9 protein-coding genes are annotated in these 12644 nt (G+C 73.9%); 6 read left to right on the forward strand and 3 right to left on the reverse strand.

Annotated elements, in window-relative coordinates; translation table 11 throughout:
- Positions 1–82: 82 nt before the first annotated feature.
- Positions 83–1174 carry an FAD-dependent oxidoreductase gene (locus tag ACWPWW_RS09125; RefSeq protein WP_454049999.1) on the forward strand — a complete coding sequence of 364 codons (1092 nt, stop codon included), beginning with the start codon at positions 83–85 and terminating at the stop codon, positions 1172–1174.
- Positions 1175–1192: 18 nt separating this feature from the next.
- On the opposite strand, the gene ACWPWW_RS09130 is transcribed toward ACWPWW_RS09125, so the two are convergent.
- Genes ACWPWW_RS09130 through clpB form a run of 3 tightly spaced genes read right to left on the reverse strand, consistent with a single transcriptional unit; the run spans position 1193 to position 5161 of the window.
- Positions 1193–1846 (reverse strand): UdgX family uracil-DNA binding protein, encoded by a 654-nt coding sequence (locus ACWPWW_RS09130; protein ID WP_454050000.1) that lies wholly within the window; start codon positions 1844–1846, stop codon positions 1193–1195.
- Complete coding sequence (locus ACWPWW_RS09135) at positions 1839–2513, reverse strand: DedA family protein (protein WP_454050001.1); 675 nt, start codon at positions 2511–2513, stop codon at positions 1839–1841. Before ACWPWW_RS09135 ends, ACWPWW_RS09130 begins: the two co-directional genes overlap by 8 nt.
- A 41-nt stretch (positions 2514–2554) precedes the next feature.
- The gene (gene clpB, locus ACWPWW_RS09140; protein WP_454050002.1) at positions 2555–5161 is read right to left on the reverse strand and encodes an ATP-dependent chaperone ClpB; all 2607 of its coding nucleotides are present in this window, start codon (positions 5159–5161) and stop codon (positions 2555–2557) included.
- A gap of 665 nt (positions 5162–5826) precedes the next feature.
- Here clpB and ACWPWW_RS09145 point away from each other — a divergent pair.
- From ACWPWW_RS09145 to trmB, 5 genes are all read left to right on the forward strand, one after another.
- On the forward strand, positions 5827–7476 hold the full coding sequence (locus ACWPWW_RS09145) for a glycosyltransferase family 2 protein (RefSeq protein WP_454050003.1): 1650 nt from the start codon (positions 5827–5829) through the stop codon (positions 7474–7476).
- Positions 7469–9190 carry a glycosyl hydrolase gene (locus tag ACWPWW_RS09150; protein WP_454050004.1) on the forward strand — a complete coding sequence of 574 codons (1722 nt, stop codon included), beginning with the start codon at positions 7469–7471 and terminating at the stop codon, positions 9188–9190. Before ACWPWW_RS09145 ends, ACWPWW_RS09150 begins: the two co-directional genes overlap by 8 nt.
- A gap of 62 nt (positions 9191–9252) precedes the next feature.
- Positions 9253–10668, forward strand: coding sequence for a UDP-glucose dehydrogenase family protein (locus ACWPWW_RS09155; protein ID WP_454050005.1), 1416 nt, complete (start codon positions 9253–9255; stop codon positions 10666–10668).
- 207 nt (positions 10669–10875) lie between these two features.
- A complete protein-coding gene (locus tag ACWPWW_RS09160; protein ID WP_454050006.1) occupies positions 10876–11652 on the forward strand; it encodes a VOC family protein in 777 nt (258 codons plus the stop codon).
- A gap of 32 nt (positions 11653–11684) precedes the next feature.
- Positions 11685–12479 (forward strand): tRNA (guanosine(46)-N7)-methyltransferase TrmB, encoded by a 795-nt coding sequence (gene trmB / locus ACWPWW_RS09165; RefSeq protein ID WP_454050007.1) that lies wholly within the window; start codon positions 11685–11687, stop codon positions 12477–12479.
- Positions 12480–12644: the final 165 nt, after the last annotated feature.

Genomic DNA, 12644 nt, shown 5'->3' on the forward strand with positions numbered 1-12644 from the left:
TCCCGGTTGCCGGCCCGGCGCCGGTGGAAGGCTGGAGCCACGGCCGCGGCACCAGCGGCCGCACGGGCGAGAGGGGCTGGACATGGCAGGGCGACGGGTCGTCGTGGTCGGTGGCGGGTACGGCGGGACGCGGGTCGCGTCGCTGCTCGACGACGTCGCGGACGTGGTGCTGGTCGAGCCGAAGGACGCGTTCGTGCACGCGTCGGCGGCGCTGCGCGCGGCCGTGGACCCGGAGTGGGAGGAGCGGGTGTTCTTCCCCTACACCCGGCTGCTGGGACGCGGGCGGGTCGTGCAGCAGCGGGTCGAGCACGCGACGTCGACCGGCGTGCGGCTCGCGGACGGCACGGCGCTGGACGCCGACGTCCTGGTGCTGGCCACGGGCGCCGCGTACCCGTTCCCGTCGAAGTTCATCGAGACGGAGACGTCGGTCGCGCGGGCACGGCTCGCCCGGATGCGTGCGGGCCTCGAGCAGACCGAGCGGGTGCTGGTGGTCGGGGCGGGCGCGGTCGGCCTGGAGCTGGTCGGCGAGCTGCTCGACGCCTACCCGCACCTGCACGTCACGGTGGTCGACCAGGCGGACGACGCCCTGACCACCGGCGACTACCTCCCCGAGCTGCGGGCGGCGGTGCGCGCCCAGCTCGACGACCGCGTGGAGCTGGTGCTCGGGTCCCGGCTCGGCTACCTGCCGCCCGTCGACGTCGGGGTGCACGAGCCGTTCGTCGTCGACACGGAGGCCGGCGTGCGGGTCGAGGCGCAGATGTGGTTCCGCTGCTACGGCAACGCGCCGGCGAGCGACTACCTCGCCGGCGACCTGGCGGGGCTGCGGAACGGGCTCGGCGAGGTGCGCGTCGAGCCGACGCTCGCGCTGGTGGGCCACCCGGCGGTGTTCGCGGTCGGGGACATCACGGACGTGCCGGAGTCCAAGCGCGCGTCGGCGGCGCGGGCGCACGCGGAGGTGGTGGCGGCGAACGTCCGCGCGCTGCTCGAGGGTCGCGAGCCGACCGCGACGTACGCGCCGGCGCCGGAGCGGATCGTGCTGCCGCTGGGCCGCACGGGCGGGGCGTCGCAGGTGGTCGGCGAGGACGGGGTCCGCCGGGTGCTCGGCCCGGAGGAGACGAGCCGCATCAAGGGGGCGGACCTCTACTCGACGGCGATGGCGGAGCTGTTCGCCTGACGACCGGCCCGCGGCGGGTCAGCCCGCGGCGGCGGCGGTGCGCAGGTCGGCGACCAGCGCGGCGTACGCCTCGTCCCAGCCGTCCCGGCCCCGGAGCCGCAGCAGGGCGGACGGGTGCGCGGTGACCAGCACGGCGGCCCCGGGCGCGTCGGCCGGGTGCTCCTCGAGCACCCGGCCACGGACCTCGCCGATCGTCACGTCCCGGTCGAGCACCGACCGGGCGGCGGTGGCCCCGAGGCACACCACGACGCGCGGGCGGACGGCCGCCAGCTCGGCGGTCAGCCAGGGCCGGCACGCGCGGACGTGCCCGACGGCAGGGCTCTTGTGCAGCCGCTTCTTGCCGCGCTCGGTGAACCGGAAGTGCTTGACGGCGTTCGTCACGTAGACCTCGCCCGGGTCGATGCCGGCGTCGGCGAGGGCGTCGTGCAGCACCCGGCCGGCAGGCCCGACGAACGGCTCGCCCTCGCGGTCCTCGCGGTCGCCGGGCTGCTCGCCCACCAGGACGAGGCTGGCGCGGGGTGGACCGGCCGAGAACACCACCTGCGTGGCCGGTGCCCACAGCTCGCAGCCGCGGCAGCCCGGTGCCGCCGCGGCGAGCGCGTCGACGTCGGCGTCCGGCGGCACCCACTCCTGGGCGCCCGGGCGGTCCGGCGTCGCGCGACGCTCAGGCACGGCCCGCGAGCCTCCGGCGGCGCAGGCGGGTCCAGACGAAGCGGACCACGACGAGGACGATCGCCGCGTACACGGCGTAGTTGATGTAGTCCGAGTAGTGGCCGATGTCCTGCCACTGGGAGCCGAGGACGTAGCCGCCGACGATGAGCAGGCTGTTCCACACCAGGCTGCCGACCGCGGTGTAGAGCAGGAAGGTCGTCTGCGGCATGCGCTCGAGCCCGGCGGGGACCGACACGAGCGAGCGGACGACCGGCACGCACCGCCCGATCAGCACGGCCGTGCCGCCGTGCCGGTCGAACCAGGCCTCGGCGCGGTCGAGGTCCTCGACCTCCATGAGGGGGATCCGCTCGAGCCACCGGCGCAGGCGCACGCGGCCGAGCCAGGCACCGAGCCCGTAGAGCAGCCAGGCGCCGAGCACCGCGCCGGCGGTCGCCGCGACGATCGCCCACACCAGGCTCATCTCCCCCTGGCTCGCCACGTACCCGGCGACGGGCAGCACGACCTCGGAGGGGATCGGGGGGAACAGGTTCTCCAGCGCGACGACGATCCCGACACCGACCGGGCCCAGCGCGTCGATGACGCCGACGACCCAGCCCGCGAGGCCGGTGAGCTCCGCGGTGCCGGACTGCCCGGCGGCGAGGGCGGCCGGGGCGAGAGGTACGTTCATCGATCCCGATGCTCGCACGCCCCCGCCCGGCCGGCCCGCGGTCAGCCCCGGGTCAGCTCCAGCCCGCCGGCCTCGTCGGCGGACCGGGTCACGCGGACGGTGTCCCCGTCGTGCACCTCGCCGGCGAGCAGCAGCCGGGCGAGCCGGTCGCCGATCTCGCGCTGCACGAGGCGACGCAGGGGCCGGGCGCCGTAGGCGGGGTCGAACCCCTCGATGGCCAGCCACTCACGTGCGGCCGGGTCGACCTCGAGCACCAGGCGCCGGTCCCGCAGCCGGGCGGCGAGCGCCGCGACCTGCAGGTCGACGATCCGGGTGATCTCCTCCAGCGACAGGGCGTCGAACAGCACGATGTCGTCGAGCCGGTTGAGGAACTCCGGCTTGAACGCCTCGCGGACGGCGCCCATGACGGCCTCCCGGCGCCCGGCGGGGTCGAGCAGCGGGTCGACCAGGAACTGCGAGCCGAGGTTCGACGTCAGCACGAGGATGACGTTCCGGAAGTCGACCGTGCGGCCCTGGCCGTCGGTGAGCCGGCCGTCGTCGAGCACCTGCAGCAGGATGTCGAACACCTCGGGGTGCGCCTTCTCGACCTCGTCGAGCAGCAGCACGGAGTACGGGCGCCGCCGCACGGCCTCGGTGAGCTGGCCGCCCTCCTCGTAGCCGACGTAGCCCGGGGGCGCCCCGATCAGGCGCGCCACGGAGTGCCGCTCGGCGTACTCGGACATGTCGATCCGGACCATGGCGCGCTCGTCGTCGAACAGGAAGTCCGCGAGCGCCTTGGCCAGCTCCGTCTTGCCGACACCGGTCGGGCCGAGGAACAGGAACGAGCCCGTGGGCCGGTCGGGGTCGGCGATGCCCGCGCGGGAGCGGCGGACGGCGTCGGACACGGCCGCGACGGCGGCGCTCTGCCCGATCAGGCGCTCGCCGAGCACCTGCTCCATCCGCAGCAGCTTGGCGGTCTCCCCCTCCAGCAGCCGGCCGGCGGGGATGCCGGTCCACATCGCGACGACCTCGGCGATCTCGTCCGGGCCGACCTTGTCGGCGATCATCGGCGCCTCGCCCGAGGGCGCCGCGCCGGCGGACGCGCGCTCGCGCTCCTCGGCGGCGGCGATCTCCTGCTCGACGGCCGGGATCTCGCCGTACTGGATGCGCGCGGCACCGGACAGGTCGCCCTCGCGGAGCAGCCGGTCCGCGGTCGACCGCAGCTCGTCCAGGCGCGCCTTGAGGTCGCCGACCAGGTTGTGCCCCGCCTTCTCCTTCTCCCAGCGCGCGGTGAGCCCCGCGAGCTCCTCGCGGCGGTCGGCCAGGTCGGCGCGCAGCTTCTCGAGCCGCTCGCGGGAGGCCACGTCGTCCGCCTCGGACAGCACGACCTCCTCCATCTCCAGCCGGGTGACGGCACGCTGCAGCTCGTCGATCTCGACCGGCGAGGAGTCGAGCTCCATGCGCAGCCGGGACGCGGCCTCGTCGACCAGGTCGATGGCCTTGTCGGGCAGCTGGCGGCCGGTGATGTACCGGTCGGACAGCGCGGCGGCGGCGACGAGCGCGGCGTCGGCGATGGTCACCTTGTGGTGCGCCTCGTACCGCTCCTTCAGCCCGCGCAGGATCGCGACGGTGTCCTCGACGGACGGCTCGCCGACGAAGACCTGCTGGAACCGGCGCTCCAGCGCGGGGTCCTTCTCGATCCGCTCGCGGTACTCGTCGAGCGTGGTCGCGCCGACCAGCCGGAGCTCGCCGCGGGCGAGCATCGGCTTGAGCATGTTGCCCGCGTCCATGGCACCCTCGCCGCCGGCGCCTGCCCCGACCACGGTGTGCAGCTCGTCGATGAAGGTGACGACCTCGCCCTCGGACGAGGTGATCTCCTCCAGGACGGCCTTCAGGCGCTCCTCGAACTCGCCGCGGTACTTCGCGCCTGCGACCATCGCCGCGAGGTCCAGGGAGACCAGGCGCTTGCCGCGCAGGGACTCCGGCACGTCGCCGGCGACGATCCGCTGCGCGAGGCCCTCGACGACCGCGGTCTTGCCGACGCCCGGCTCGCCGATCAGCACGGGGTTGTTCTTGGTGCGGCGGGACAGCACCTGGATCACCCGGCGGATCTCGGCGTCGCGGCCGATCACCGGGTCGAGCCGGCCGTCGCGCGCGCGCTGGGTCAGGTCGACGCCGTACTGCTCGAGCGCCTTGTACGTGCCCTCGGGGTTGGGGCTGGTCACGCGGGCCGAGCCGCGGACGGACGGCAGCGCGGCGGCGAGCGCGTCCCGGGACGCGCCCTGCGCGCGCAGCGCGTCGGCGACGCCGCTCTGCCCGGCGGCCAGGCCCAGCAGCAGGTGCTCGGTGGAGACGTAGTCGTCGCCGAGCGTCCGCGCCTCGGCCGAGGCCGCCTCGATCGCCGACGACGTCGCGCGGGAGGCGGTGGGCTGCGCGACCGACGAGCCGCTCGCGGTGGGCAGGTTGACCAGCACGGCGCGCACCGCGCGGCCGAGCGCCCCGCGGTCGGCGCCGACCGCGTCGAGCAGGCCGTTCGCGACACCGCCCTCCTGGGCGAGCAGCGCGTTCAGCAGGTGGGCCGGGTCCAGCTGCGGGTTGCCGGCGGCCGACGCCTGCTGGATGGCGTCGCCGATGGCCTCCTGCGACTTGGTGGTGAGCTTCGCGTCCAACATCCCCTCCGTGCGGTGCGTGGTCCGTGTCCGTGTCGTCCGGCGGGTGCCCCACCGGTCCGTGCGGTACAACCCGGACGAAGTTGAGCCTATTCCGCTCAAGTCTCCGCGTCGACCGCCGCCGGGCGCACGGAGAGCGGGCGGGAGCGGTGCGGCGTGTCACACGACGAGTCACAGATCGTCATGACCCTGACATCTGTCACGACACGTTGTGACCATGTTCACGTCGGCGACCCGCGCCGGATACATGCACGACATGCGCGATCTCGCATCTGACCAGCAGCTCGACCCCGGGCCGGAAACCTCCCGGCATGTCCGACTTGCACGGCTGTGATCTGCGCATTTACGGTCAAACCGGACAGACAACGTGTGGCACATCTCACAAAAGGTGTCCGATTCACCCGATCGGAGTTGCGCCGCGCGGACTCGGCCCAACACTCTTGGACCACTCCGGTCGGCCACACATCCGGCCCACAGCATCGACCGTCACGACCATCGCCGCCCGCTCGAACGGGTGACACCCCGTCATCGTCCGCCGTCAGTCGAGTCATAGCGGACAGCGCTTCCACCGCCGGTCTTCCCGGGGAGGCGCTCTCCCTCTCAAGTCCTCCGCCGCGTCACCGTCGCCGCTGGCTCCCCCTCCAGTCCCAGCGCCGAGGTGAGCGATGTTCATCTTCATCCTGCAGATCCGGCACATGCTCGACGACCACGCCGAGCTGTACCTGTTCACGATCTTCTCCGGCCTCGTGTGGGCCCTCTGGCTCCTCAAGGTGGGCCTGTCCCGGCGGTACCGCCCGTGGACGGCCGAGCACCACGAGTCCACCAGCGTGATCGTCCCCGTCGTGGACGAGCCGCTCGACCTGTTCCGCGACGTGCTGACCCGCGTCACCGAGCAGCACCCCGACGAGGTCATCGTCGTCATCAACGGCAAGCGCAACCCCGACCTCGAGGCGGTCTGCGACGAGTTCGCTCCGCTGGTCCGCTGGGTGCACACCCCGATCCCGGGCAAGCGGAACGCGGTCAAGATCGGCACCGAGCTGTCGAAGTACGACATCACCGTGCTGCTCGACTCCGACACCGTCTGGACCCCGGGCACCCTGTCCGAGCTGGTCAAGCCGTTCAAGGACTCCAACGTCGGCGGCGTGACCACGCGCCAGCGCATCCTCGAGCCGGAGCGCTCCTGGATCACCCGCTGGGCCGACTGGCTCGAGAACTCGCGCTCGCTCTACTCGATGCCGGCGCAGTCGGTGCTCGGTCAGGTCGGCTGCCTCCCGGGCCGCACCATCGCGTTCCGCCGGCACATCCTCATGGAGGTCATGCACGACTTCATGACCCAGCGGTTCATGGGCGTGTTCCTCGAGGTCTCCGACGACCGCACCCTGACGAACCTCACGCTGAAGCAGGGCTACCGCACCGTCTACCAGCACACGAGCCTGGTCTACACGGACGCGCCGCTGCAGGTGAAGAAGCTCTTCAAGCAGCAGCTCCGCTGGGCGCGCGGCAGCCAGTACAACACCCTGCGGATGCTGCCCTGGATGCTCGGGCACGCCCCGATCCTGTCGATCTTCTTCCTGACCGACATCCTGCTGCCGTTCCTGCTCTTCGGCACGATCGCCGGCTGGATCTACCGCTCGGTCACGCACACCGGCGTCAACCTCTACGAGGCGATGCTGGAGACGTACGGCGCGCAGGCCGGCTGGTTCTGGGTCATCGGCCTGATGGTCGTGTCCTCGGTGCTGTCGATGGCGATCCGCCAGATCCGGCACCTGCAGGAGGTCCCGAGCGACTTCTTCCGGCTCCCGGTCTTCATCATCGTGTCGACCTTCTTCCTGATGCCGGTCCGCCTGCTGGGCTTCCTCCGGATGGCGCACGCCTCCGGCTGGGGCACCCGCGCCGGCGCCTACGCCGGTGGCGACCCGGGCCAGGACGAGTCGGGGACCCTCGAGGCCGAGCTGGGCCTCATGACCGGGACCGCCCCGGTGGACGTCGTCGACCGCGACGCCCACGGCGGGTTCCCGACGCAGCGCGACCACGCGACGGACCCGGGCACCCCGGTGCACGCGCACGTCTCCCCCGCCGCCCTCGCGGCCGGCGACGCGCCGCAGAACGCCCCGGCCCCCGCGGCCGTCCTGGCCGCGCCCGACCTGGCCGCGCCGGACCGGCAGGCCGCCCTCGCCACCCTCCCCGAGAGCTCGCGCCGGCAGGCCCGCACGGCTGCCCCCGCCCCCACCCGGAAGCGGCTCAACCCGCTCGCCGCGATCCCCTACGTGATCGCCGTGATCCTGTTCGCCCTGGAGGCACTCCTCTATGTCTGACGCACCGAACCCGCACACCGGCAAGGCCTGGTGGGCGCCGACGATGGGCCGGATGACCATGCGTGCGCGCATCGCGACCGCGACCATCGCCGTGGCCCTGCTGGCCATCACCCTCGTGGTGTGGAACACCCCGGCCGTGTCCTCGATCGTGGGAGCCGCGGCCGACGAGCCCACCGCCCAGGAGCTCGCGCTCCAGCGGCGCAACGCCGAGCTCGAGGGGCAGCTGCAGACCAGCCGCTCCCAGGCCGACGCCCTCCGGGACGTCCTGGCCGACGAGCAGGCCGCACGCAAGAAGGGCGAGGCGGACGGCGCCGCCGCCCAGGCCGAGCGCGAGGCGCAGGCCGCGGCCGAGGCTGCCGCCGACGCCGAGGAGAAGTCCTCGGGCAGCTCCACGTCGGGCAGCAGCTCGCGCTCCGGCTCGAAGTCGACGACCGGCTCCGGGTCGGGCAGCAAGAACGCCGGCTCCAGCAAGGGCGACGCCCCGAACAACCCGGGTACCCCGGTCGTCAGCAACCCGGGCGCCGCCCCGGCGACGCCGACCAAGCCGACGGCGCCGAGCAAGGCCGAGCTGCTCGACCCGGCCACCCGCTACTTCGGCATGTACACCGAGCAGGCGCCGTTCAACTGGGCCACGTTCGACGCTGCCGCGAACGACGTGGGCCAGTCGCAGAACATGGTCGGGTACTTCGGCGGCTGGGACGAGGAGTTCCGCGCGAACGCCGTCACCCGCGCCTGGGAGCGCGACCTGATGCCGATGCTCACCTGGGAGTCGCGCCCGATCGCCTCGAAGAACGACGTCGTGGACGAGCCGGCCTACAGCCTGCCGCGCATCCTCGCGGGCGACTTCGACGCCTACCTCACCACGTACGCGCAGGACATCGCCGCCACCGGCCTGCCGCTCGCGATCCGCCTGGACCACGAGATGAACTCGACCTGGTACCCCTGGGCCGAGCAGACCTCCTCGGGCCAGCCGATCAACGGCAACAACGTCGGCGACTACGTGAAGATGTGGCAGCACGTCCACGACATCTTCGAGGCGAACGGCGCCAACCAGTACGTCATCTGGGTCTGGGCGCCGAACATCATCAACAACCTGCCGGCCGCGTTCCAGAGCCAGGAGTTCCTCGCGAACCTCTACCCCGGGGACGGCTACGTCGACTGGGTCGGCGTGTCCGGCTACCAGCGCCCGCCGTACAAGACGGACAACAACTCGACGTTCGACTACACCTACGGCCGGACGCTCGACCAGCTCCGGGCGATCACGGACAAGAAGATCCTGCTGGCCGAGGTCGGAGCCTCCGAGATCGGCGGCACCAAGCCGGCCTGGGTGCAGTCCTTCTTCCAGGGCTTCGACCCCGGGGCCAACGACGACGTGATCGGGTTCGCCTGGTTCAACCTCGCGGTGACCACCTACGTCGACGGCAAGCTGGCGACCAACGACTGGCGGGTCGACTCGCGGGCCAACAGCCTCGAGGCGTTCCGCGCCGGGATCGCCGACCCGGCCCGCCGGTTCGGCGGGTCGGTGCTCGGCACCGCGGCCGCCGCGACGCTCGCCGCGCCCGCTGCCGAGCCCGCGCCGGAGCCGGCCCCCACCACGGCGCCCGCGCCCGCACCGACCGCTGAGCCCACGGCGACGCCGTCGCCCGCGCCCAGCGCCACCCCGAGCGCGGCGCCCAGCGCCACGCCGACCCCGACCCCGGCGGTGACCCCGTGACCCCGCAGCACCGCCGGACCCGCACCCCCCGCAGCCCGCGCCCCACCGTGAGGAGCACTCCCATGAACGACGCGTCCCTCTCCGCCGCCGCCCTCTCCGCCGACGACCTGGCCGCCACCGGCCCGGCCCTCGACCCGGAGACCGAGGGCACCGGCTCGCTCAAGATCAGCGTCTACGGCACCGGCTACCTCGGCGCCACGCACGCGGTCGCCATGGCCGAGCTCGGCTTCGAGGTCCTCGGCGCCGACATCGACCAGAGCAAGGTCGACGCGCTCGCCGCCGGCAAGGTGCCGTTCTACGAGCCCGGGCTCGACCCGCTGCTCGAGAAGCACCTGGCCACCGGCCGCCTGAAGTTCACCACCGACCTCGCGTCGGCCGCCGCCTGGGGCGACGTGCACTTCATCTGCGTGGGCACCCCGCAGATGAAGACCAGCCACGCCGCCAACCTGGCGTACGTCGAGTCCGCGGCGACCACCATCGCCCGCAACCTCACCAAGGACGGGCTGATCGTCGGCAAGTCCACCGTCCCGGTCGGCACCGCGGCCCGGCTCCGCGAGCTGATCGCGCCCGAGCTGCCCGCCGGCACGTCGGCGGAGCTGGTCTGGAACCCGGAGTTCCTGCGCGAGGGCAAGGCCGTCGAGGACACCCTGCACCCGGACCGCATCGTCATCGGGGGCACCAGCGACCGCGCCGAGGCCACGCTCCGCGAGGTCTACGCCGGCCCGATCGCCGAGGGCACCCCGGTCGTCGTGACCGACCTGCCGACCGCCGAGCTGGTCAAGGTCAGCGCCAACGCGTTCCTCGCCACCAAGATCTCGTTCATCAACGCGATCTCCACGGTCTGCGAGGCCGCCGGCGCCGACGTCACCGTGCTCGCCGACGCCCTCGGGCACGACGTGCGCATCGGCCGCCAGTTCCTCAACGCCGGGCTCGGCTTCGGCGGCGGCTGCCTCCCGAAGGACATCCGCGCCCTCATGCACCGCGCCAACGAGCTCGGTGCCTACCGCGCGTCCGCGCTGCTGCAGCAGGTCGACGAGATCAACATGGGCCAGCGCGAGCGCGTGCTGGACATGGCGGTCGAGGCCTGCGGCGGCTCGGTGCTCAACCGCCGGATCGGCGTCCTCGGTGCGGCGTTCAAGCCCGACACCGACGACGTCCGCGACTCGCCGGCCCTGAACGTGGCGGCCGCGCTGCACCTGCGCGGCGCCCAGGTCACGGTCTTCGACCCCGAGGCCGGCGACACCGCGCGCCGGTCCTTCCCGACGCTGTCGTACGCGACCTCCATCGAGGAGGCCGTCGAGGGCACCGACGTCGTGCTCGTGCTCACCGAGTGGGACGAGTTCGCGAACGCCGACGCCGACAAGCTGGCGCCGCTGGCCGCCACCGCCCGGGTGGTCGACGCGCGCGGCAAGCTGGACCCCACCCGCTGGCGCGAGGCCGGCTGGGAGTTCGCGGGTCTGGGCCGCACCGCCGCCTGACACGGCGGCCACGGGACGGGGGCGTCCCGGCGGGACGGCGCGCGGAGGGGGCGCCGGCCCGCTGGGACGCCCCCTTCGTCGTGCCCGGGGCACGCCGTGCACGACGGGGCACGACGGGGCACGACGAGGTGCTGGTCGGCTGTCGGTGGCCGGTGGTCTGATGGGTCCCGCGGGCACCGCCGCCCGCCCGGACGTGAGGGGACCACCATGACCGTGCGCGAGGAGCCCTGGCCCGACGGGACGCCCTGCTGGGCGGAGCTCGCCGTGCCGGACCTGGATCGTGGCCGGCGGTTCTACGCCGACCTGCTCGGCTGGGACTTCGCCGTCGGCTCCGAGGAGACGGGGTTCTACAGCGAGGGCCTGGTCGGCGGGCGGCGCGCCGCGGCCCTGAACGGCTACCGGCCCGACCCCACCGCCCCGGTGGCCTGGCTGACGTTCGTCGCCGCCTCGGACGCCGCGGGGACGGCCGGGCGTGCCGTCGCCGCCGGCGCCACGCCGCTGGTCGAGCCGATGGACGTCATGGGGTTCGGCCGGATGGCCGTGCTCGCCGACCCGACGGGGGCGCCGTTCGCGCTCTGGCAGGCCGGCACGTCGCTCGGCGCCGAGGTCGTGAACGAGCCCGGCTCGATGATCTGGAACGAGCACATGTCGGGGGCGTTCGAGAAGGCACGGGACTTCTACGCCGCCACGTTCGGCTACGGCGTCGAGGACCTCAGCGCCCCGGGCTTCGCGTACGCCACGCTCCAGCTCGGCGACCGGTCCGTCGGCGGCGTCGGGGCCGACGACGAGGCCGCGGGCTGGCAGGTGTACTTCGCGGTCGCCGACACCGACGCCACCGCCGCGACCGCCGAGCGGCTGGGCGGCGGGGTGTTCCTCGCGCCGCAGGACTCCCCGTACGGCCGGCTCGCCGGGATCACCGGGGCGTTCGGCGAGCGGTTCTGGCTGATGTCGACCGACGAGCCGAGCAGCCCGCCGGCCGGCTGAGCGGGCGTCCCCGCGCGACTACCCTCGACGCCGTGCCCGAGGACCCCGCTGCCGCCCCGACCGCGCCCGACGACGGCCCGGGGCCCGTGCGCACCGGCGACGCCTTCCAGCACGCCCGGAAGGCCGCCGGGGAGCCGGTCCGCACGTTCCACCCGCGCAAGGCCGCGCTCGGCCCGCGCCGCGCCGAGGCCCTGGACCGGCTGTGGCCGCGGTTCGGGTTCTCCGTCCACGACCCGGCGCTCGGGCTGCCGCCCACGGCACCGGACGGCACCCTCGACACCGCGGCCCTGTTCGGGCGCATCGCTCCCCTGGTGCTGGAGATCGGCTCCGGGATGGGCGACACCACCGCCGCGATGGCCGCCGGCGACCCGGGCCGGGACTACCTCGCCGTCGAGGTGCACCTGCCCGGCGTCGCGCACCTGCTGACGCTGGTCGACGACGGCGGGCTGACGAACGTCCGCGTGGCCCACGGCGACGCCCTCGACCTGGTGCGCCGCCTGCTCGCCCCCGGGTCGCTCGACGCGGTGCACGTGTTCTTCCCCGACCCGTGGCCGAAGGCCCGCCACCACAAGCGCCGGATCGTCGCGCCGGAGCACGTCGCGCTGCTCCGGGACCGGCTGCGCGTCGGCGGCACCCTGCACCTCGCCACCGACTGGGAGTCGTACGCCGAGCGGATGCTCGAGGTCGTCGCCGGGGACCCGGGCCTGACCAACGCGTGGGCCGGCTACGCCCCGCGCCCGGCGCACCGCCCGGTGACCAGGTTCGAGCAGCGCGGCCTCGAGGCCGGCCGCCCCTCCCGCGACGTCATCGCCACCCGCACCCGCTGACCCTCCCCCTCCCCCTCCCCCGGGGCCACGACCCCGCCCGCGACCCTTCGCCGAGGTAGTGCGTTCGCGGCGAGGTAGTGCGACGTCCCGCACTACCTCGCGCGGATCGCACTACCTCGGCGAGGTGGCGAGGGGGGCGGGGGCGAGGGCGAGGCGGGGGGGGTG

This window comes from Cellulomonas sp. Marseille-Q8402 (assembly GCF_965119525.1).

Coding starts and splice junctions, on each gene's coding strand:
- ACWPWW_RS09125 (WP_454049999.1), top strand. CDS start 83: ATGGCAGGGCGACGGGTCGTCGTGGTCGGTGGCGGGTACGGCGGGACG.
- ACWPWW_RS09135 (WP_454050001.1), bottom strand. CDS start 2,513: ATGAACGTACCTCTCGCCCCGGCCGCCCTCGCCGCCGGGCAGTCCGGC.
- ACWPWW_RS09145 (WP_454050003.1), top strand. CDS start 5,827: ATGTTCATCTTCATCCTGCAGATCCGGCACATGCTCGACGACCACGCC.
- ACWPWW_RS09150 (WP_454050004.1), top strand. CDS start 7,469: ATGTCTGACGCACCGAACCCGCACACCGGCAAGGCCTGGTGGGCGCCG.
- ACWPWW_RS09155 (WP_454050005.1), top strand. CDS start 9,253: ATGAACGACGCGTCCCTCTCCGCCGCCGCCCTCTCCGCCGACGACCTG.
- ACWPWW_RS09160 (WP_454050006.1), top strand. CDS start 10,876: ATGACCGTGCGCGAGGAGCCCTGGCCCGACGGGACGCCCTGCTGGGCG.